The sequence below is a fragment of the Streptomyces sp. BYX5S genome (assembly GCF_054724165.1).
In genome coordinates, this window is sequence record NZ_CM138829.1 from 4,621,095 (window position 1) to 4,641,833 (window position 20,739).

Below are 20,739 nucleotides of genomic sequence, written 5' to 3' on the forward strand. Positions count from 1 at the left end.
AAGTCGGACAATTGAAGACCACACCACCTTCCCTTTCCCTGCCCGGCCAGCGGGGCGCCGAGCCCCGGCCGCCCGCCTGGCGGCAGCCGCGCACCCTTCTGTGGATCGCGGCCGGCCTGGCGATCCTCGGATTCCACATCGCCCTGGAGTTCGTGGCGCGCCGCTACGGGCAGCCGGGGCCGATCACCGTCGAGGCCCAAGAGATCGTCTTCGCACCGCATTCGGGCCCGCTGCTGTACGGCGGTCTGGCGCTGACGATGGTGGTGCTCACCTGGCGGCAGAGGTTGATCGCGGCGTGCGCGGCGGTCGGCATCGACGTCGCCTTCTGGCTGGTACGGCTGATCGTCGGCGCCGACATGAACTTCGGCAACGGCGCGCTGTGGGTGATCCTCGGCGTCGCGGTCCTCGGCCTCGTGCGCCGCACCGGCCGGGAGCGGGCGCTCTTTCTGAAGGGTTCGGGGCTCGGCCTGTTGCTGGTCTTCGGCCACAAGACGGGCGACACGTGGCTGCTGATCACGTCCAAGACCCGGCCGACGGTGCTCGATCCGTACGTGGCCGCCGCCGACCACGCGCTCGCCAACCCGTCGTGGCTGGTCGGCCAGCTCGTCGAGGCGACGTCGCCGGTCAGCGGCGCGGTCCTCGGCGCGGTCTACGGCCAACTCCCGCTCGCCGCCGCCCTCGTGGGCCTGTACCAGCTCCGGCACGTCGCGGCCGAGCGGCGCTTCCCGGCGCACCACCTGGTGCGCACCTTCCTGGCCATCGGTCTGCTCGGCCCGGCCATCTACATGATCTTCCCGGTCGTCGGCCCGCTGTACGCCTACGGGGCCGACGGCGGCCAGTGGGCGGTGGCCAACATCTGGCCGGACACCCTGCCGTCGATCGCCGCCCCGCACCCGATCCCGTTCGACGGGATCACCCCGCGCAACTGCATGCCGAGCCTGCACACCGCATGGGCGATCAGCCTCTTCATCCACACCCGTGAGGGCTCCCGCGCGATGCGCTGGGCGGGCACGTTCTGGCTGGTCGGCACGCTCACGGCGACGCTCGGGTTCGGCTACCACTACGGCGTGGACCTGCTCGCCGGGGCGGTGTTCGCGCTGTCCATCGAGACGGCGATGCGCGCCTTCGCCCGCGGCTGGGACCGCTCGGCCACGCTGATGGTGGGGTACGGGTCGGCGGTCCTCACCGCGCTGCTGGTGTCGTACCGCTACCTGCCGAGCCACATGGCGGCGCACCCCTGGGCGTTCGGCCCGCTGCTCCTGCTCCTCGCGGGTTCCGTGGTCCTGCTCTACGTACGGACCGTCAGGCAGTGGGACCCGAGGCCGACGCCGCCGCGCCCCAGGACGCCGAAGCAGGGCTCCCCGGACCCCCAGCCCGAACCGGCGTGACGCCCGGGGCGGTTCACGGCGTCGGCCCGCAGCGGCCGCGCAGCGTCGCGACGCCGTCGCCGGTCAGGTCGTCGCAGGGGGCGGCGCGCCCGGTCATCGCCATCACCAGCGCCAGCGTGCTGCCGGTGACCAGGGCCCCGGAGCCGGTCGCGAAGGGGCCGTCGTCGGCGACGAGGCGCAGGCCGCCGATGCGCCCCTTGCCGACGACGACCTGGTCGGTGCCCGCGTAGTACTCGGCGACGCGTGTCACCGCCTCGACCGGGTGGGCGCGGCGGATGCCCAGCGGGCGCCGGATGTCCTCGCCGTGCACGATCGTCTCGCCGAGCATCGCGACGACCGGCAGCGGCGGCTTCGTCCGGCTCGTGACGACGCCGCGGAACCGTTCCAGGGTCTCCGCCGTGCTCGCGCCCAGTTGCTCGGCGAGCCGGACGCCCACCTGCCGGTCGAAGTCGAAGCGGCAGCGGATCACACCCGCCAGCCACCGCACGGCGTTGAGGCTCGCGCCCGCGGTGATGTGTGCCAGCACGTCGCGCACCGTGAGCCCGGCGCACAGCGACGGCGTCGCCCATCGCGCGTCCGTCAGGCCTTCGAGGTCGGCCGCGAGCGCGGCGCGCTCGGCGTGCACGAGCGGCCAGAGGCCGGCCTTCGGGCCGGGGCGGGTCGTCCGTCGCGAACTGGTCATCGGGGGTGTCTCCTGACTCCGGTGGGTGCGGGGTTGACTCCCCCACCTCGGCGAAGTCATCGCTTTCCGGACGCCGTTCGCGGCGCGCGCCGCTTCTTGGAGGTCAGGCGGTGAAGACGAGGCTGACGTTGTGCCCGCCGAACCCGAACGAGTTGGCGAGCCCGGCGGACCACCGTCCGCGGCGCCGGTCGCCGTGCACCACGTCCAGGTCCACGCGCGGGTCGAGTGCGTCGAGGTTGCGGGTGGGCGGCAGCGTCCCGTCCCTGAGCGCGAGCAGGGTGGCCAGGGCACCCACGGTTCCGGACGCGCCCAGCATGTGACCGGTCATCGACTTCGTGGCGGTCACCGCCGCGTGCCGGCCGACGGCCCGGCCGATCGCCTCGGCCTCCGCGACGTCACCGGACTCCGTGGACGTGGCGTGGGCGTGCACGACGCCGATGTCGGCCGGGGCCACGTCGGCGTCGCGCAGGGCCAGTTCCATGGCGAAGGTCTGGCCGTCGGCGTCGGAGGCCGTGATGTGGTCGGCGCTCGACGTCACGGAGCTGCCGGCCAGCGTCCCGTGGGCGCGGGCGCCGCGGGCCTCGGCGAACTCGGGGCGTTCGAGCACCATGATGCCCACGCCCTCGCCCATGACGAACCCGGACCGGTCGACGTCGAAGGGGCGGGAGACGGCCTCCGGGTCCTCGGACCGCGTCGACAACGCCTTCATCTGGGCGAACGCCGCGAGGGTGAAGGGGTGCAGGCACGCCTCCACGCCGCCCGCCACGACCACGTCGACGCGCCCGCTGCGGATCAGGTCCTGCCCGAGGGCGAGCGCCTCGGCCCCGGAGGCGCACGCGCTGACCGGGGTCCTGGCGCCGCCCTTCGCCCCGAGGTCCATGCTCACCCAGGCCGCGGGCCCGTTCGGCATCAGCATCGGGACGGCGAACGGGGACAGCCGTCGGACGCCGTCGCGTTCGAAGACGTCGTCCTGCCCCAGCGTGGTGAGGACACCCCCGGTGCCGGTGCCGATGACGACGGCGACGCGCTCCGGCTCGACCTGCGGGGCACCGGCGTCCTGCCAGGCCTCGCGCGCGCTCAGCAGTGCCATCTGCTCGCCGCGGTCCAACTTGCGCGCCTCGGGCCGCGGCAGCAGCGAGGCGGGGTCCACGGTGAGCCCCGCCGCGACGTGCACGGGCAGCCGCGCCGCCCACTCCTCCTCCAGGAACCGCACCCCGGACATGCCGTCCAACAGCCCCTTCCACGACGACGGAGCGTCGGCCCCCAGCGGTGTCATCGCGCCGACGCCTGTCACCAGTACCCGACCGTTCCCGGCCATGCGAGCCTCCCTGTGTTGTTCAGATGCTACAGAGCGGGTTACCTGCTCCCCCGGCGATCATGTCAGCGATCTCTGCTTCGATCAGGACAGGAGCCGACCGATTCGGGCACGCCACCTTGTGGACACTCCACAAGGTGGCGTGCCCCACCCTCGGCGAGGGCCTCACCCTGACGCTTCACTTGCCCAGAAGGAAAGTCAAAGGTAACTTTCCCGATGGGAAAGTAATCGGGGACAGGAGCCAGAGGCATGAGCACACCCGTCGACGCCGAACAGGCATGGAGAGATCTGCAACGCATCCGCGTACCCCAGGAGCGCGTGTACGACGAGGTCGAGCGGTCCGCCGCGACCGGCTCGGCGAGCCCGTGGGGCACGGCGGTCCTCATGTGGCTGTTCCTCGTCGGCGTCGGCCTCGACCTGCCCGGCTGGGGTGTGGCCGTGGCCATGGCCGCGTACGTCGCGCTGCTGGGCGGCCTCGCCGTGCGGCATCAGCGCCGCAGCCGGGTGGTCCTGCACCACACGCGCTGCACGCCGAGGATGTTCGGCACCTTCGTGGCGGGGGCCGTGGTGACCGGTGCGACGGTTCTGCTGTCCGGTCGCCTGGTCGACCCGCTGGAGCCGCTGACCGGCGCCCTGATCCAGGCCACGGTCTCGGCGGCGGTGTTCGTCCTGTTCGTGGGGCCGACGAGCCGGTGGGCGGCCCGGTCCGCGCGGGACCGTGCGGTCCGTGCCCAGGGCGCGGAGGCCGGACGATGAGTGTTCCCGCCGGTTTCGACGAGCTGATCCATCCCGCCACCCGGCTGTCGGTGGTGTCCCTGCTCGCCGCGACGGAGTGGGCGGAGTTCTCCTTCGTCCGCGACAGCCTCTCCCTCAGCGACTCCGCGCTCTCCAAGCAGTTGCACACCCTTGAGGAGGCCGGGTATCTGGAGCTCCGCAAGGAGGGCGCCGGTCGCAAGCGGCGCACCCGGGTGCGGCTGACGGACCGGGGACGCACCGCCTTCGCGGGGCACGTCGCGGCGCTCCGGGCGATCGTCGAGGGCGCCGCAACCGCGCCACCGGTCGCGGCAGAGAGCGAGCGACAGCACTCGGAGGCGGGGCGATGACGCCGCGGCCCGGCTCCGACGCGCCCGTCGTCCACGCCCGCGACGTGACGATGACGTACGGGGACGTCGATGTCCTGCACGGCGTCGACCTCGACATCCACCGCGGCGAGGTGTTCGCGCTGCTCGGCCCCAACGGGGCGGGCAAGACGACCACCGTCGAGATCCTGGAGGGCTTCCGGCGGCGCTCCGCGGGCGAGGTGAGGGTGCTCGGTACGGATCCGGAGCGGGGCGACGACGCGTGGCGGGCCCGGATCGGGCTCGTCCTCCAGTCCTGGCGGGACCACGGCCGGTGGCGGGTCGCCGAGCTGCTGACGCACTTCGCCATGTACTACCCCGATCCGCGCGACCCGGCCGAGCTGCTGGCCCTCGTGGGCCTCACCGGTCAGGCGGACCGGCAGGTGGCGCGGCTGTCCGGCGGGCAGCGGCGGCGCCTCGACGTCGCGCTCGGCATCGTGGGCCGCCCCCGGCTGCTGTTCCTGGACGAGCCGACGACCGGTTTCGACCCCGAGGCGCGGTACGAGTTCCATGCCCTGGTCGAGCGGCTGGCCCGCGACGAGGGAGTCACCATCCTGCTCACCACGCACGACCTCGTGGAGGCCGAGCGGCTCGCCGACCGGATCGCCATGCTGGTCGGCGGCCGGATCCGGGCCCACGGCACACCCGCGGAACTGGCCCGCCGGGCCGCCGCCCGCGCCGAGGTCCGCTGGACCGACGACGACGGAACACCCCGCCGCGCACGCACGTCGGACCCCTCGCGGCTCGTGTGGGACCTGCACCGGCAGGCGACCGGGCCGATCCCCGGCCTGGAGGTGCGCAGACCCACGCTCGAGGACACGTATCTGCACATGGTGCGGGAGGCCGACGGCGCCGCACCGGGCCGCGACGAGGACGAGAACGAGGAGGTGCGCGTCGCGTGAACGGGACTTCCCTGAGCGTCAGTTGGCGGGCCGGCGTGCAGCGCGGCGGCATCGAGCTGCGGCATCTGCTCCGCAACGGCAAGGAGTTGTCCGGGCACGTCACCAATGTCGTCGTCGCGCTCCTCGTCGCCGGTTGGATCAGCAGCGACGTACCGGGCACCAGTACCCCGATGGCGCACTTGGTGGTGGCGGGCTTCGCCGCGTATCTGCTGTTCCAGATCGGCCTGGTCACGCTCCCGCAGATCCTCGTGACCGAGCGGGAGGAGGGCGCCCTGCTGCGGCTGCGGGCGACACCCGGCGGCATCCCGGCGTACCTGGTCGCCAAGTGCCTGCTGATCGTGGTGGTCTCGGCCGTCACCCTGGCGCTGCTGCTGGCGGCCGCCGCGCTGCTGGCCGACGGTCCGGTGCCGCAGGGGCCCGGCGGCTGGGTGACGCTGCTGTGGGTGACCGCGCTCGGGCTGCTCGCCGTGGTGCCGCTGGGCGCGGCCATCGGCGCGGTCCTGCCCAATCCCCGGGAGGCGCTGGCCCTGATCATGCTGCCGGTGATGGGGCTGCTGCTCACCTCCGGGGCGGTGTTCCCGCTGACCGTGCTGCCCGTGCCGGTGCAGCAGGTGGCGTCCGTCTTCCCGCTCAAGTGGATGGCGCAGGGCCTGCGTTCGGCCCTGCTGCCGGACTCGGCGCGGGCCGCGGAGCCGGCCGGCGCCTGGGAACTGCCCACGGTCGCGCTGGTCCTGACCGCGTGGGCCGTCCTCGGTTTCGCACTGGCGGTCCCGCTGCTGCGCCGTGCCGCCCGCCGCGAGTCCGGCTCCCGGCTCACGGAACGCCACCGCAAGGCGGCCGCGACGCGCTGACCGAGCCCGGACCCGACGGCGCCGGCCGCCCCGCTACTGCCCCACCCGCCCGTCGACGCACTCCCGCAGCAGGTCGGCGTGGCCGCAGTGGCGGGCGTACTCGTCGATGCGGTGCACCATCAGCTCCCGTACGGCGATCCGCTCGCGGCCGATCCGTGCGCCGAGATCCGCGTGCTCGGCCAGCGCGGCGTCGGTCGAGGCCTGCTCGCGTTCCAGGTCCGCGTACGCGGCGTCCACCACGGCCCGGTCGGCGACGGCGCCCTCGAAGTCCGTGTCCTTCTTCCCGTACAGCCGGGGCAGCGGTTCGCCCTCGGTGATCCAGTTGTGCCAGTCGCGCTCCACCTCGGCGAGGTGCCGGACGAGGCCGAGCAGGGACATCGTCGACGGCGGGACGGACCGGCGGGCGAGCTGCTCGGGTGTGAGGCCCTCGCACTTCATGCGGAGGGTGTGCCGATAGTTCGTCAGGAAGTCCTGAAGGGTGGCGAGTTCGCCTTCGACGAGGTCGTCGTTGTCGCGCGGGTCGTCGTCGGGGTCGGTCCACATGTCGGGGTAGACGGTGGCCTTGGTCCAGCGCGCGGGTTCGTCGGTCATGGGATGCATGGTGGTCGGTGGCGGGCCGGGTCCGCCACCGATATTGGGCCGGGTGCCGGTCACCCCGTCCGGGCCAGCGTCACCGTCCGGCCGCCCAGGGCGGCGGAGAACCGGTCGGTGACCTCGGTGAGCGCCTCGGCGGCCGGGGCGGCGACGGACAGCTCACCGTTCTCGCCGACCGTGAGGTCCCGGTCGAGGGTGAACCAGCCGGGCAGGATGTGGTGCGGGCCCATCGAGTTGAGGACGGGGCGCAGGGCGTAGTCGAGGGCCAGGACGTGTGCCGTGGATCCGCCCGTGGCCAGCGGCAGCACGGTCTTCCCGGCGAGCGCGTACTGCGGCAGCAGGTCGAGGAGCGACTTCAGCAGCCCGGAGTAGGCGGCCTTGTAGACGGGGGTGCCGATGACGATGCCGTCGGCCCGCTCGAACCGGGCGACGGCTTCGACGACGGCCGGGTGCCCGAAGTCGGCGCCGAGCAGCGCGTCGGCGGGCAGGGACCGCACCTGGAGCGAGGTCACCTCGTGCCCCTGCCCGCGCAGCCGGTCGTCGAGATGTTCCAGGAGCCGTGCGGTGCGGGACGTGGCGGAGGGGCTACCGGAGACGGAGAGGATGGCGGCCATGGTGGGACCTTTCGTGAGGGCGGGAAGGAGGATCGGGCGGTCACCGGACAGGGGCGACCGTCACCATGCGCTCGACTCGACCGTGACGGCCGGGGTCAGCCCCTCGCGCAGCGCTTCGAGGAACGTGACGACCTCCGCGGACACCGAGCGGTGCTGCTTGTCGTTGAGCACGTCGTGGTGGGCGCCGTGCACGACGGCCAGGCGCGCCGAGGGCAGCTTCCGCGCGGTGAGGGCGAGGGCGTCGCGGTCCGCCAGCGGGTCGGCGTCGCCCACGAGGAGCAGGTGCGCAAGGTCGGCCGCGCTGCCGTGGGCGAGCTCCAACACCGGCACCGGAACAGGTGTGTTGAGGGCCCCGCGACCGAGGTCCGTGTCGTCGGTGAGCACGCCGCGGTGGGTGGGGCAGGCGGTGCGGACGTCGAGTTCGTCGTCCCACGCCTCGGCGGTGGCGGCCGCCCGGCCCGGCAGGCCCGCGAGGACCACGGCGTCCGCACCCAGCCGTCGGCCGCGCGCCGGGTCGGCGACCAGGGCGGCGACGGCCGCGGCGCCGCTGTCGGCACCCACCAGGACCAGCGGGGAGACAGGCGCGCCGCCGGGTTCGGGCGCCGTGTCCGAGGCCGCGTCGGCGAGCCGGTCGACGAGCGCGTCGAGAATCGCGTCGAGGTCGTCGCCGCCCAGCTCCGGGCTCTCCACGACCCGTACGCGGTAGGCGTCGGCGGCCAGCCGCCTGCCGAAGCGCTCGTACACGCCCGGCGTCTCGCCGCGTCCCGGCACCACGAGGACGGTGCCGCGGGTCAGGACGCCCTCGGGCGCGAAGTGGTCGGCGTACGTGCGGGTCATCGCGGAACTCCCGTGGTGTGTCGGTTGGCCGGGATCGGCAGGCCGAGGTTGCCGCGCAGGGTGTCGGCCTCGTACGCGGTGCGGAACAGGTCACGCTTCTGGAGGATGGGGACGACGCCGTCGACGAACAGGCCGAGTTCCTCCTCGGTGCGGAAGGCGAGGTTGATGCCGTCGAAGGTGCCGGCGTCGAACCACTCCTCGATGCGGTCGGCCACGGTCTCGGGCGCTCCGACGAACGGCGAGCGCCGGAACTCGGCAATTGACTGCGCGACTTGGCGGAGCGTCAGCTTCTCGGTCCGGGCCCGTTCGACGATCTTCGCGGCGCCGGTCCTGCCGCCCTTCTCGGCGAGGTGGGCGACGTCCGGGAAGGGGGCGTCGAGGTCGTGGACGCTGAAGTCGTAGGCACCGAAGGAGCGGCCGAGCAGGGCGAGGTGGCGGTCGAAGTCGTTGTCCTCCTCGAAGATCTCGCGCTCGCGGCGGTGCGCGGCCTCGTCGGTGGCGGCGACGACCGGGCCGCCGTGGATGAAGACCTTGATGTGTTCGGGGTCGCGGCCGTGGGCGGCGGTGCGGCGCTTGATGTCCGCGTAGTACTCCTGGGCCTGCTTCAGGGAGCCGCCGGGCGCGTAGATGCCCTCGGCGACGCGGGCGGCGAGGTCGCGGCCCTCCTCGGAGACCCCGGCCTGGAAGATGACGGGCTGGCCCTGCGGGGAGCGGGAGAGGTTGAGCGGGCCCGCGACCTTGAAGTGCTGGCCCTCGTGGTTGAGTGCGTGCAGTTTCGCCGGGTCGAGGAAGACCCCCCGCTCGACGTCGGCGGGGAACGCGTCGTCCTCGTAGGAGTCCCACAGGCCGCGGGCGACCTCGACGAACTCCAGGGCCCTGCCGTAGCGGGTCGCGTAGTCGAGGTGTTCGTCGAGCCCGTAGTTGCGGGAGGTGCCGGTGTCGAAGCTGGTGACGACGTTCCACCCGGCCCGGCCGCCGCTGATGTGGTCGAGGGAGGCGAACCGGCGGGCCAGGTTGAACGGGGAGTTGTACGTCGAGCTGGCCGTGCCGACGAGTCCGATGCGCCGGGTGTGCGTGGCCACGGCGGACAGCAGGGTGAGCGGTTCGAGGCGGTTGAGGTAGTGGGAGGGGTAGGTGGCGTTGATGAACTGGCTGTCGACGACGAACAGGGCGTCGAACAGGGCGTGTTCGGCGGCCTGCGCCTGCCGTATGTAGTAGTTGATGTCGATGCTGGCGTTGCTGGCGACGCGCGGGTCCTTCCACAGGCCGTGCTGGCCGGGGCCGCCGACGCCGTAGGGATGCAGCGCGAGGTGGAGCTTCTTGCGGGGCATGGGATTGCCTCTCTGTGGGAGCGGGCGACGGGTGGCTCAGGCGGGCAGCAGGGCGCGCAGCGCGGCGCGTTCGGCCCGGTCGGCCGGGGCGCCGTGCAGGGTGGGTGCGGAGCCGAGCAGCAGCCGGGTGTAGGGGTGGCGCGGCTCGTTGACGACGGTGTGCGTGGCGTCGACCTCGACCAGTTCGCCCCGGTGGAGGACGGCGGTGCGGTCGGCGACGCCGGCGACGGAGCCGAGGTCGTGGGAGATGAAGACGAGGGCGGTGCCGTCGGCGCGCAGTTCCTTGAGGATCTCCAGGATCTGGACGCGGTTGGCGGAGTCGAGGGCGCTGACGGGTTCGTCGAGGATGACGAGGCGCGGCCGGGTCACCAACGCCCGTGCCACGGCGACGCGTTGACGCTGCCCGCCGGAGAGTTCGCCGGGCAGGCGGTGCAGCAGTTCCTCGCTGAGGCGGACCCGCTCCAGGTACGCGCGGACGCGCCGGTCCGCCTCCGCGCGTGCCACCGCGCCGACGCGCAGGGGCTCACTCAGGGATTCCTCGACGGTCAGGTCCGGGTCGAGGCTGCGCAGCGGGTCCTGGAAGACGTACTGGACGACGCCCCGGCGGCGCAGGGCGCGCCATTGGCGGCGGCCGTACGCGGTGACGTCCGCTCCCCCGAGGGTGATGGTGCCGGATGTGGTGGGGACGAGGCCGAGGACGGCGCGGGCGAGCGTGGACTTGCCGGAGCCGGTCTCGCCGATCAGCCCGAGTGTCTCGCCGGGGGCGACGCTGAGGGAGACGCCGTGCAGAGCCTTGCGGCGGCGTCTGCGTGGTCCGTAGTGGACGTCGAGACCGGCGATCTCCAGCACCGGACTTCCGGTCTCCTGCGGGGTGTTGTCGCTCACGCGGACTCCTTCGACGGGGCGGCCGACGGGGCCGTGCGGAACCGTTCCAGGCCGTACTGTTCGTGTTCGGCGATGAGCAGCCGCGTGTACGCGTGCCGGGGCGCGTGCAGCACGTCGCGCGTGGGGCCCTGTTCGACGACGGTGCCCTGGCGCATGACCAGTACCTCGTCGCAGAGCTGGGCCACCACGGCCAGGTCGTGGGAGACGACGACGAGGGCCAGGCCGCGGCGGTCGCGCAGGTCCGCGAGGAGGTCGAGGATCTCCGCCTGGACGGTGACGTCGAGGGCGGTCGTGGCCTCGTCGGCGATGAGGACGCGCGGTTCCGCGGCGATCGCGGTGGCGATGAGGACGCGTTGCAGCATGCCGCCGGAGAGTTCGTGCGGGTACTGGCCGTAGCTGAGTTCCGGGTCGCGCAGGTGCACGGTGCGCAGCAGCTCGACGGCCTGCTCGCGCGCTTCGCGCCTGCGCAGGCCCTTCTTCACGCGGAGCACCTCGGCGAGCTGCTTGCCCACGCGGATCGAGGGGTTGAGGTAGGAGGCGGGGTCCTGGAACACGGCGGCGATGGTGGTGCCGCGCAGCGCGGTCCACTGCTGGGTGGTGAGGGTGGCGGTGTCCGTGCCGTCGAGTGCGATGTGTCCGCCGGTGACGTCGAAGTGCGGTGGCAGGATGCCGAGCGCGGCGCGGCAGGTGAGGGTCTTGCCGCTGCCGGACTCGCCGACGATGCCGACGGTGGTGCCGGGGGCGAGGTCGAAGCCGACGCCGTGCACGATCTCCCGGTCGGCGGCGGTGTCCGTGATGCGTACGCCGCGCAGCGACAGCACGGGGGCGGCGGGCGCGTCGTCGTGCTTCTTCCGGGCGGGGGCGAGGTCGGGGGACGTGGTCATGGGGTTCCTCCGGCGGGTGCGGCCTGGTCGGTGCGGGGCTCGCGGCGCTGTCCGCCGTCGGTCGGGGCCCGGTGCGACGGAGCGCCGGACACGTCGCGGATGGCGTCGGCGAGCAGGTTCGCGGCCCAGACGGTGGCCATGATCAGGAGGGCGGGCGGGAGCGGCGCCCAGGGCTGCTGGCCGAGGTAGCCGAGGTCGGAGGCGAGCAGTCCGCCCCAGGTGGGTTCGGGTGGCTGGACGCCGATGCCGAGGAAGGTCAGGCTGGAGACGATCACGAAGCCGGTGCCGATGGTCTGCGCGAGGGCGACCGCGAGCGGCGGCAGCACCTTGGTCCACACATGGCGCCGCACGATCCAGCCGATGGAGGCACCGGAGATCAACGCGGCCTCCACGTACGGTGACCGGGCCACGGACAGGGTGGCGGCGCGGGACACCCGGTAGAACAGCGGTGACACCAGCACTCCGGTGACGAGCATGGCCTGGGTGATGCCGTTGCCGAGCAGCGCGATCACCGCGACGGCGAACAGCAGGAACGGCAGGGCGACGAGGGTGTCGGCGAGGCGCAGCGTCAGCCATTCGAAGACCCGGCCGAGGTACACCGACAGGATGCCGGGGACGGATCCCACGACCAGTGCGGTCAGGGCGACTTCGAGCGCGCCGAGGACGCTGACGCGGGAGCCGTCCAGGAGCCGGCTGAGGACGTCGCGGCCGAGGTAGTCGGTGCCGAGCCAGTGGTCGCCGGAGGCGGCCGCGAGGGTGTCGGCGCTGGTGGCGAGCGGGTCGTCGGGGGCGAGCAGGGGTCCGAGCAGGGCGAGCAGCGCGACGACGGTGAGGACGACGACGGCGATGCGGCCGGTGGTGAGGGCGAGTACGCGACGGATCATGGGCGCTCACACCCCTCGCTGGGCGGCCGGCGTGACGCGGGCCAGCAGCAGGTTGACGACGAGGTTGAAGCCGACGACGAGGACGATGGACACCACGAGGACTCCCTGGACGGCGGGTACGTCGCCGGCCTGGGCGGCGTCGTTGGCGAACCGGCCGAAGCCCTGGAGACCGAAGATCCACTCCGTGACGACGGAGGCGCCCACGAGGGCGGGGAACTTGAGGCCGAGCGTCGCGAGCGTCGGTCCGAGGGCGTTGCGCAGCACATGGCCGAGGAAGACGCGGCGCGGGCCGAGGCCGCGGACCACGGCCCCGGTGACGTAGTTCTCGCGGGAGGCGGCGATGAGGCCGGCCCGCAGCTGGCGTGCGACGTCGGCGACGACGTCGCAGCTGAGGGCCAGGGCGGGCAGCAGGATGTGCAGGGACCACGGCCAGAACCCCTGCGTCAGCGGTACGTATCCGGCGGACGGGAACCAGCCGAGGCCGACGGCGAACACGGTGACCAGGACGATGCCGACGACGAACGCGGGCATCACGGAGATCACGGTGACGAAGCCGGTGACGGCCCGGTCGATCCAGGTGGTGCGGCGCAGCGCCGCGACGGTGCCGAGGACGAAGCCCACGACCACGCCGATGACGAGGGCGGCGCTCGCCACGGACAGGCTCACGCCGAGGCCGGTGCCGATGAGGGTGGCGATGTCGGAGCCGTTGGTCCAGCTGGTGCCGAGCTGCCCGTGCAGGATGCCGTTGAACCAGTCGCCGTACTGGGCGAGGAAGGGCCGGTCGAGGCCCCACTGTGCCTCGACGCGGGCGATGGCCTCCGGCGTCGCCTCCTCGCCCAGCTGGATGCGGGCGGGGCTGAGTCCGCTCAGGGAGCGCAGCGCGAACGTCACGAACGTCGCCACGACGAAGACGGGGACGAAGAGGGCCACGGAGCGGCCGACGACGGCCAGGATCCGGCCGAGCACGTGGGCGGTCCTGTTGCGCGAGGTGCCTGCGGTGTGCGCGGTGTCGGCGACCGGCTCGGTGCGCGCGAGGCGGGTGAGGGGCATGCCGCTCACGCCCCGGGCTTGATGGTGACGCCGGTCCAGTCGATGTGGGCCGGGTTCTTCGGGAGGCCGGAGACCGTCTTGCTCTTCGCCATGACGTTCGGCTGCGAGTAGGTGAAGACCAGCGCCCTGCTCTTCAGGCCCGCCCGGGTCGCCGCCTGGAGGACCTTTGGGTAGTCGGGGTCGTCGATGCGGGTCTCGCGGACCTTGGCGATGGCGTCCTTGAACCCCTTGGGCTGGTACGGGGTGCTGAGGTTGAGGGGGCCGTCGGGGCCGAAGTGCGCGGTGAGGGTCTGGGCGGCGGAGTCGCGTCCGGTCGTCGCGTACAGGGAGAACGTCAGGTCCTTGGCGAAGAACGGTGTCGCCCAGTTCTTGTCGATCTTGATGGTGACCTTGATGCCGACCTTGGCGAGCTGCGACTGCACGATCTCGGCCTCGGGCTGTTCCTCCGGGATGACGAGGTCGAGCGTGATGTCTCCGACCCGGTACCCGGCCTCGGCGAGCAGCTTCTTCGACTTCGCGGGGTCGTACGGATAGGCGTTCTCCGACTCCGGGTCGTAGGCGACGTAGCCCTTGGGGAACGGCTGGTCGGTGGTCTCGCCGTATCCGAACGTCAGCTTGTCGACGAACTCCTGACGGTCTATCGCGTGCCGGACGGCGTCCACGACCTTGTCGTTGTCGAACGGTTTCTTGTTGATGTTCAGGCTGATGTTGGAGGCGTTGAAGCCGGGCTGGACGAAGACGTCGAGGCCGGCCTTCTTGGCGGCGTCGGCCTGGCTGGGTTCTATGTCGGCGAAGTTGTAGACGCCGGTCTGGAGGCCGGAGACGACGGTGGAGGCGTCGGGCGCGGAGGTGAGTTCGACGCGGTCGATGTGGATGTTGTCGGCGTCCCAGTAGTCCGGGTTCTTCTTGAGGACGGCCTTGGTGCCGGGGATGAGCTGGGTGACGGTGAAGGGGCCCGCGCCGACGGGGTTCTGGTCGAGCTTCGCGGGTGACTCGGCGGCCTTGGGGCTGGCGATCTGGAGGACGCGCTGGCCGAGCAACTGGGGTATCTGGTAGTCGACTTGGTTCAGTTCGACGATGGCGTCGAGGCCCTTGGCGCGTACCGATTCGATGGAGGTGAGGTCGCCGAACAGTGCGGAGTTCTTCTGCTTCTTGGCCCGCTCGACGGCCGCCTTGACGGCGGCGCCGTCGACGGGTTCGCCGTCGCTGAACTTCTGGCCGGGCCGCAGGTGGAAGGTGATCTCGTCGCCGCGCTTGTTGTAGTCCCAGCTCTCGGCGAGGTCGGGGACCGCGTCGCCTTTCTCGTCGGTGCGGGTCAACGAGGCGTACACCATGGACAGTTCACGGAACTGGGCGCCGCTGCCGCCGACCACCGGGTCCCAGTGGGTCGGGAAGTAGGTGGAGGTCCACTTCAGCGTGTCCGTGCCGCCCGCCGCCGAGGCATCGCCGCCGCCGCAGCCGCTGAGGGTGGGGACGAGGAGGAGGGTGACTGCGGCGGCCGGGGCGGCTGTGTTCTGGGCTCGTCGGCGCGATCGGGGCATGAGGCGTCCGGACATGTGTGTCTCTCTGCGAGGGAAGGAGGGGGCACCGGCACGGGTCCGCGCCGCGCGGCGGGGCGGAGTGCGTGCGGGCACACCCGGCCGCACGGGCGGAAGGCGGTGAGGGAGGCATGACGGTGCGCGGGTCCAAGGAACCCGACCGTCAGGGAAGGAGAGAGAGTGCCTGCGGGATCCGGGTGTCCCGGAGGACCGGGACGCTGTGGAGAACCCGGATGTCCTGGAGAGCTCTGATGTCTCAGAGGGCTCCGATGTCCCGGACGGGACCGTCAGGACGGTTCAGGCACGCGCAGGATACGTGGAGGTGAGGGCTGTCAGCGACAGAGTGCGCTACAGGTGCGCCGCAGGTCCACGTAGCGGCACACCACGCTGGGGTGCGTCGTCAGCATGCTGCACATCCTGACCCGCGCCGTCCGCGCCTGTCAATGGACACCAATTGGTGTCTCATGGAGCGGGACGGATCGACGTCGCTGGTCAACGCCCTTTCAGGGGGTGGACGTTGGCGCGCCGCGGGTCGCCGGGTGCGCTTCCGCCTCGTCCGCGCAGAGCCACAGCGGGCCGTTCGCGGTGTCGACGCGCACCGCTTCCGGGGGCGGCCACGGCCCGCGCGTCAGCGCCCTCCGCTCGGGTCCGGTGAGGGTGCGGTGACGGCGCAGCGCCTCGTCGGCGGGCAGCGCTCGGGCGTCCCGCGCCACCAGCCCGGGGCTCAACTCCTCCACGGCCGCCAGGTACGCGCCGTACGGCCGCCAGCCCGGCACCGCCCGATGTCCCGCGGCGCCGCGCACCAGCACCGTGGGCAGGGCGTACCGGAGCCCTTCGCCGTCGTCGGTCTCCTTGGCGGCGCCGGGGTGCGGGGAGTCGCACGGTGGGAGCGTCACCACGTCCGCCACGGGCCGCCGGGCCTCCGCACGGTCGGCACGCACCTTGTCGCGCACGGTTTCTGATGCGGCATCGGAGCGCAGGCGCGCCGCGTCGAGGCCGGGGACACCCCGCGCGGCGGCCAGGGCGAGGTCGAGGGTGTCGGCGGGCTCGCCCAGGACGAAGACCGTCTCGCGCAGCCTGCGCAGCACCCGCTCGGCCACCTCCGCGCCCTGGACCTCCGCCGCCTTCGCCACCAGGGACGCCGGCCAGGAGCTGGCCGCGACGCGGCTCAGGCGGGCGGCGCGCGGGGCGCCCGTGTGGGCGCTGATCCGCTCGACGTAACGGGCGTACCAGGCGGTCTCGGCGGCGGGGTCGGGCGCCGGGTCATCGTCGTCGTCGAAGAGGACGCAGTACACGCGGCGCCAGCGGGCCCGACCCTCCAGCGCCTGCCGCAGCCTGCGGAACGTCGGCTCGGATCCCCAGGCCCAGGGGCACAACGGGTCGGTGTACTCGACGACTTCGAGCCGCGGGTCCGTCGGGTCGCCGCTCACGCGACACCTCGGGCGGGAACCGGCCGCGCCCCGTCCCCCGCCTCGGCCTCCGCGAGGAGCGCCGCCACGGTGACCCCGCCCAGGACCGCGGCGGCGTCCGCCTCGATCCGCCGCCACACCTCCGGCAGCCCGCGGGCCGCGCCCGCGTAGCCGAGCCCGGACAAGGGCTCGCCGCGCAGGGTGATCAGTTCACCGTCGACGGCGCGGGTGACATCGAGCAGCGTGATGGCGTCGGCCGGCACACCGAGCCAGTACCCGCCCACGCAGCCGCGCTGGCTGCGGACGAGTCCGGCTCTGCGCAGCTCGCCCACCACCGATTTGAGGAACCGGAACGGAATCCCCTGGGCGTCGGCGATGGCCTCGCAGGTGAGCGGTTGTTCGGGGGCGCGGGCAAGCTCCAGGAGCGCGCGCGTGGCGTAGTCCGCCTTCGCGGAGATATGCATGCCCACATGATGCCCGACGCCCACCTCGCGGCAAGGTCCGCGCCGCCCCGCCGACCTGCCGGGCGCGAACATTGCGGGAACATTGCCGCAGGTGAGAGGCAATGGACACCTCTTGACATCTTTTCCGGCGCCGCTCTAGCGTCCCCTCATGAGCGAGCCGTTGACCACGCCCGGTGAGGGCTTCCACCCCCATCTCCACGACGCCCCGAACTCCTCGTCCGCTCCCCTGCGTTCACGGCTGCACCACATCCGTGCGGACGCCCTCGACGGGGACACCGCGCAGAGCGGTGGCATGCGCCGCTTCGCGGCCGTCAGCGGGAACACGGTGGGGTCGGAGAAGCTGTGGATGGGCCAGACGCACGTGGCCCCGTCGACCGCGTCCTCCGACCATCACCACGGCGAGTCCGAGACCGCGATCTACGTGGTGAGCGGACACCCCGAGTTCGTGTTCCTCGACGACTCGGGCACCGGCGAGGAGGAGGTCAGGCTGCGCACCTCCCCCGGCGACTACATCTTCGTACCGCCGTACGTGCCGCACCGCGAGGAGAACCCGGACCCGGCCGACGAGGCCGTGGTCGTCATCGCCCGCAGCACGCAGGAGGCCATCGTGGTCAACCTGCCGAAGCTGTACGCGCTCTCGGATCCCGACGCGTCCTGACCGGCTCTGCGAGGATGGCCCCATGAAATCGATCTCCTTCCCCGGTGCCAGGACGCCGTCCTCCAACGTCGTCCTGGGCCTGATGCGCATCGCCGAGCTCGGCGACAACGATGTCCGCACCCTCTACGACAGCGCCCGCGAGGCCGGGGTCAACACGTTCGACCACGCCGACATCTACGGGCCGACCCGGCACGCGTGCGAGGAGCGCTTCGGGCAGGCGGTCACGCTGAGCGCGGCGGAGCGCGCGTCGATCGTCATCCAGAGCAAGGTCGGCATCCGGTCCGGTTTCTTCGACTTCTCGCGTGAGCACATCCTGCGCACCGTCGACGAGTCCCTCGCGGCCCTGCGCACCGACTACCTCGACGTGCTCCTGCTGCACCGCCCCGACACCCTCGTGGAGCCGGAGGAGGTCGCGGCGGCCTTCGACGAGCTGCACGCCGCGGGCAAGGTCGTGAACTTCGGTGTCTCCAACCACACGCCCGGCCAGGTGGAGCTGCTGAAGAGGGCGGTGAACCAGCCGCTGGTCGCCAACCAGGTCCAACTGAGCATCACGCACGCCCCGTTGATCGCCCAGGGGGTCGCCGCGAACATGGCGGGCCTCGACCAGTCGCTGAGCCGGGACAACGGACTCCTTGACTACTCGCGGCTGCACGGGATGACCTTGCAGGCGTGGTCGCCGTTCCAGAAGGGCTTCTTCGACGGCGTCTTCATCGGCGACAGGGAGAACTACGCCGAACTGAACACGGCCCTCGACGAGTTGGCCGCCAAGTACGAGGTGACACCGACCGGCATCGCGGTCGCCTGGATCACCCGGCACCCGGCCGACATGCAGGTCGTGCTCGGCACCACCAACCCGGGGCGGGTAGCCGAGTCGGCGGCGGGCTCCGAGATCCCGCTGACCCGCGAGGAGTGGTACCGCCTGTTCCGCGCGGCCGGTCACACCCTGCCGTAAGGCGCCTGGGGCCCCACCACCACGGTGGGGCCCACCCGGGGTCACTCGCAGCGCTGCGGCGAGCGCTCCCCGTCCGGCCGTGCGGCCACCGTCGCCGAGGAGCGCGCCCCGACGGCCGGGGCCAGGAAGACGGCCACGGTGGTGAACGCGAGCACGACCACCATGGCCGTCCGCAGCCCGTAGTGGTCGCCGAGGAAACCGAGGCACGGCGGTCCGACGAGGAACGCCACGTAGCCGATCATCGCCACGAGGCTGACCCGCGCCGCAGGGTTCTCGCCCGAGTCGCCGGCCGCGGACAGCGCGACGGGGAAGCCGAGCGAGGCGCCGAGTCCCCAGAACAGGACGGCCGCGCTGGCGAGGGCGGCGGAGTCCGAGAAGACGACGAGGGCGATGCCGAGCGTCGCCGAGACCGCGCTCGCCCGCACCACCGGCTTGCGGCCGAGCCGGGCGATGAAGAATCCGCCGGCGAACCGGCCGATGGTCATGGCGGCGGCGAAGCCGGTGTAGACGGCCGAGCCGAGCGCGGGATCCATGGCGTGGCCGTCGACCATGAGGAGCGGCAGCCAGTCGTTCGCGGCGCCCTCCGCGAGAGCCATCGCGAGGATGATGCCGCCGAGGAGCAGCAGTTGGCGGTCCCGCCACACCTTCGCCTTCGACGCCGCCTGCGTGGACTCGGCGGGGGTGGACCCGGCGGGCGCCCTGCCCACGCCCGCGGGGATCGCCCGGATCGCGTACCCGAACATGGCGGTGGTGACGACGGCGACGACGAGCAGGTGCCACAGCACCGGGAATCCGGCCGCCGTGCACAGGATGCCGATCGCCGCTCCCACGACCGTCCCGAGGCTGAAGAAGCCGTGCAGCGTGGGGAGGACCGTACGCGCGGTGATCCGTTCCACCTCCGCGCCGTCGATGTTGATGGCGACCTCGCCGCCGCCCATCCCCGCACCGAAGAGCACGAGTCCTGCGGTGACGACGGGTGCGGAGGACAGCATCGCGCCGACGGCGACGACCGCCATGCTGAACGTGATCAGCAGGGTGCCCACGGCCATGACCGGCCGGGTGCCGTACCGGGTGACGAGGGTGCCGGAGCACAGGATGCCGGTCATCGAGCCGACCGAGAGGCCGAAGAGGACGAGCCCCATCTGCGCGGTCGAGGCGCCGAGTTGGTCGCGCACGTCGGGGGTGCGCGTCACCCAGGACGACATCGACAGGCCGGGTATCAGGAAGAAGAGGAAGAGCGCCGTCCGTCTACGGCGGGTAGCCAGGTCCATCGCCAACGTACTCTCTCGTGCGGGGAGATCGGGAATGCGGGGAGGTCAGGAACGCGGGGAGATCGGGAAAAGGATCATCGCCACGCTTTCACATCCGGGCAGCGGGCGGGCCGGTACTCCTGTACCGCGCGTCAGTAGGGGCGGCGCCCACCGGTCCCGGCGGGCGCCGCCCCTACGACTGCGTGACGCGGTCGGTCACTCCTCCGGGTGCCGCAGCCGGATGTCGAGGTCGTCCGGCTCGGCGTCACCGACGCGCAGGGTCCGCGCCGCCGGCGGGTACCCCGTCGCGATGACCGAGTAGTCGCCCGCGTCGAGGTCGGTGAAGGCGTAGACGCCGTCCGGGCCGGTCGTCGAGGTGGCGATGACGTTGCCCGCCGCGTCGACCAGCGTGACCCGGGCGTCGGCCAGCGGGCCGTCGTCCGCGCCCGCGCGCACCACGCCCTGGAGGCGCTGCCCCGCCGCGAGCACGATCTCGACCCGGGTGACGCCCTGCGCGCCCGTCTCGACCTGCTGCGCCGTGGGCCGGAAGCCGGGCGCGTTGACGGCGAGGGTGAAGAGCCCGTTGACCAGTCCGCCGCAGGCGAAGTCGCCGCGCAGGCCGGTGCGGGCGGTGGCCACGACCTCGCCGCGGACGTCGGTGACCACGACCATCGCCTCGGGCACCGGCCGGCCGCCGGGCTCGCGCACCAGACCGGCGAGGCCGCCGGTTCCGGTCAGCAGGATGTCGTGCGACAGCAGTTCGCCGTCGACGGTGACCGTGGAGGCCTGCGGCTGGTGGCCGTCGGCCGCGACGATCAGCACGTAGGTTCCCGCGCCGGGCACGTCGAGGCTGTAGGCGCCGCCCGCGTCGGTGACGCTGCGGCTGATCTGCCGGCCGCCGGTCGAGATCAGAGTGATCGCGGCGCGGGCCACGGCGTCGCCGCCGCCCGTGCGGACGGTGCCGAGGACGCCGTCGCCGGTCGGGGTGAACGACCGGGCCGCTCCGCCGGTCTCCGCGGCGGACGCGGTCGCGAGGTGCTGGTGCGGCTGCGCGGCGCCCCCGGCTCCGACCGAGGCCGTGACGAGTTCGCGCTCCGGCTCGGCGGGGTGCGGGACGGCGCCGCCCGGCACCG

Annotated in this window: 22 protein-coding genes; 7 read left to right on the forward strand and 15 right to left on the reverse strand. The window is 72.7% G+C overall.

Going from position 1 to position 20,739, the window contains the following annotated elements; genetic code table 11:
• The first annotated feature begins 11 nt into the window (after nt 1-11).
• Nucleotides 12-1,388 (forward strand): phosphatase PAP2 family protein, encoded by a 1,377-nt coding sequence (locus ACYBSK_RS21090; protein ID WP_460242863.1) that lies wholly within the window; start codon nt 12-14, stop codon nt 1,386-1,388.
• Between the two features lie 13 nt (nt 1,389-1,401).
• Here the strand turns inward: ACYBSK_RS21090 and ACYBSK_RS21095 are convergent, their stop codons facing one another.
• Together ACYBSK_RS21095 and ACYBSK_RS21100 are read right to left on the reverse strand one after the other, a co-directional pair.
• A complete protein-coding gene (locus ACYBSK_RS21095; protein WP_460242864.1) occupies nt 1,402-2,070 on the reverse strand; it encodes a maleylpyruvate isomerase family mycothiol-dependent enzyme in 669 nt (222 codons plus the stop codon).
• Nucleotides 2,071-2,173: 103 nt separating this feature from the next.
• A complete protein-coding gene (locus ACYBSK_RS21100) occupies nt 2,174-3,388 on the reverse strand; it encodes a beta-ketoacyl-[acyl-carrier-protein] synthase family protein (protein WP_460242865.1) in 1,215 nt (404 codons plus the stop codon).
• Between the two features lie 246 nt (nt 3,389-3,634).
• Here ACYBSK_RS21100 and ACYBSK_RS21105 point away from each other — a divergent pair, with 246 nt between their 5' ends.
• From ACYBSK_RS21105 to ACYBSK_RS21120, 4 genes are read left to right on the forward strand one after another with little or no spacing between them, the layout of a single operon-like run.
• Nucleotides 3,635-4,141: a hypothetical protein gene (locus tag ACYBSK_RS21105; protein WP_460242866.1), complete on the forward strand. Its 507-nt coding sequence runs from the start codon at nt 3,635-3,637 to the stop codon at nt 4,139-4,141.
• The gene (locus ACYBSK_RS21110) at nt 4,138-4,488 is read left to right on the forward strand and encodes a transcriptional regulator (protein ID WP_457478741.1); all 351 of its coding nucleotides are present in this window, start codon (nt 4,138-4,140) and stop codon (nt 4,486-4,488) included. The genes ACYBSK_RS21105 and ACYBSK_RS21110 overlap by 4 nt, the downstream gene beginning before the upstream one ends.
• Entirely contained in the window at nt 4,485-5,405 is a 921-nt protein-coding gene (locus tag ACYBSK_RS21115; RefSeq protein ID WP_460242867.1) for an ABC transporter ATP-binding protein, read from the forward strand. The genes ACYBSK_RS21110 and ACYBSK_RS21115 overlap by 4 nt, the downstream gene beginning before the upstream one ends.
• Nucleotides 5,402-6,256 (forward strand): ABC transporter permease, encoded by an 855-nt coding sequence (locus ACYBSK_RS21120; protein WP_460242868.1) that lies wholly within the window; start codon nt 5,402-5,404, stop codon nt 6,254-6,256. Before ACYBSK_RS21115 ends, ACYBSK_RS21120 begins: the two co-directional genes overlap by 4 nt.
• A 33-nt stretch (nt 6,257-6,289) precedes the next feature.
• Here the strand turns inward: ACYBSK_RS21120 and ACYBSK_RS21125 are convergent, their stop codons facing one another.
• The 11 genes from ACYBSK_RS21125 to ACYBSK_RS21175 all read right to left on the reverse strand — a co-directional run bounded on the left by ACYBSK_RS21125 (nt 6,290) and on the right by ACYBSK_RS21175 (nt 16,746).
• Nucleotides 6,290-6,847, reverse strand: a complete 558-nt coding sequence (locus ACYBSK_RS21125) for a DinB family protein (protein ID WP_460242869.1) — start codon at nt 6,845-6,847, stop codon at nt 6,290-6,292.
• Nucleotides 6,848-6,906: 59 nt separating this feature from the next.
• Nucleotides 6,907-7,464, reverse strand: a complete 558-nt coding sequence (gene ssuE / locus ACYBSK_RS21130) for an NADPH-dependent FMN reductase (protein WP_457478745.1) — start codon at nt 7,462-7,464, stop codon at nt 6,907-6,909.
• Nucleotides 7,465-7,524: 60 nt separating this feature from the next.
• Nucleotides 7,525-8,301 (reverse strand): alpha/beta hydrolase, encoded by a 777-nt coding sequence (locus tag ACYBSK_RS21135; protein WP_460242870.1) that lies wholly within the window; start codon nt 8,299-8,301, stop codon nt 7,525-7,527.
• Entirely contained in the window at nt 8,298-9,632 is a 1,335-nt protein-coding gene (locus tag ACYBSK_RS21140; protein WP_460242871.1) for an LLM class flavin-dependent oxidoreductase, read from the reverse strand. Before ACYBSK_RS21140 ends, ACYBSK_RS21135 begins: the two co-directional genes overlap by 4 nt.
• Nucleotides 9,633-9,668: 36 nt before the next feature.
• Nucleotides 9,669-10,517, reverse strand: coding sequence for an ABC transporter ATP-binding protein (locus ACYBSK_RS21145; RefSeq protein ID WP_460242872.1), 849 nt, complete (start codon nt 10,515-10,517; stop codon nt 9,669-9,671).
• Entirely contained in the window at nt 10,514-11,401 is an 888-nt protein-coding gene (locus ACYBSK_RS21150) for an ABC transporter ATP-binding protein (protein ID WP_460242873.1), read from the reverse strand. Before ACYBSK_RS21150 ends, ACYBSK_RS21145 begins: the two co-directional genes overlap by 4 nt.
• Nucleotides 11,398-12,285, reverse strand: a complete 888-nt coding sequence (locus tag ACYBSK_RS21155) for an ABC transporter permease (protein WP_460242874.1) — start codon at nt 12,283-12,285, stop codon at nt 11,398-11,400. The genes ACYBSK_RS21150 and ACYBSK_RS21155 overlap by 4 nt, the downstream gene beginning before the upstream one ends.
• A 6-nt stretch (nt 12,286-12,291) precedes the next feature.
• Entirely contained in the window at nt 12,292-13,335 is a 1,044-nt protein-coding gene (locus ACYBSK_RS21160) for an ABC transporter permease (RefSeq protein ID WP_460247069.1), read from the reverse strand.
• Nucleotides 13,336-13,340: 5 nt separating this feature from the next.
• Complete coding sequence (locus ACYBSK_RS21165) at nt 13,341-14,891, reverse strand: ABC transporter substrate-binding protein (protein ID WP_460242875.1); 1,551 nt, start codon at nt 14,889-14,891, stop codon at nt 13,341-13,343.
• A 485-nt stretch (nt 14,892-15,376) separates the two neighbouring features.
• Nucleotides 15,377-16,303 (reverse strand): DsbA family oxidoreductase, encoded by a 927-nt coding sequence (locus tag ACYBSK_RS21170; protein ID WP_460242876.1) that lies wholly within the window; start codon nt 16,301-16,303, stop codon nt 15,377-15,379.
• A complete protein-coding gene (locus ACYBSK_RS21175) occupies nt 16,300-16,746 on the reverse strand; it encodes an RrF2 family transcriptional regulator (RefSeq protein WP_457478753.1) in 447 nt (148 codons plus the stop codon). The genes ACYBSK_RS21170 and ACYBSK_RS21175 overlap by 4 nt, the downstream gene beginning before the upstream one ends.
• A gap of 148 nt (nt 16,747-16,894) precedes the next feature.
• On the opposite strand from ACYBSK_RS21175, the gene ACYBSK_RS21180 reads away from it, so the two are divergent.
• Complete coding sequence (locus tag ACYBSK_RS21180) at nt 16,895-17,404, forward strand: cupin domain-containing protein (protein WP_460242877.1); 510 nt, start codon at nt 16,895-16,897, stop codon at nt 17,402-17,404.
• A 22-nt stretch (nt 17,405-17,426) separates the two neighbouring features.
• Nucleotides 17,427-18,356, forward strand: a complete 930-nt coding sequence (locus ACYBSK_RS21185) for an aldo/keto reductase (protein ID WP_460242878.1) — start codon at nt 17,427-17,429, stop codon at nt 18,354-18,356.
• A gap of 41 nt (nt 18,357-18,397) precedes the next feature.
• On the opposite strand, the gene ACYBSK_RS21190 is transcribed toward ACYBSK_RS21185, so the two are convergent.
• Nucleotides 18,398-19,627: an MFS transporter gene (locus ACYBSK_RS21190; RefSeq protein ID WP_460242879.1), complete on the reverse strand. Its 1,230-nt coding sequence runs from the start codon at nt 19,625-19,627 to the stop codon at nt 18,398-18,400.
• 195 nt (nt 19,628-19,822) lie between these two features.
• Nucleotides 19,823-20,737, reverse strand: a complete 915-nt coding sequence (locus ACYBSK_RS21195) for an MSCRAMM family protein (RefSeq protein ID WP_460247070.1) — start codon at nt 20,735-20,737, stop codon at nt 19,823-19,825.
• Nucleotides 20,738-20,739 lie beyond the last annotated feature (2 nt).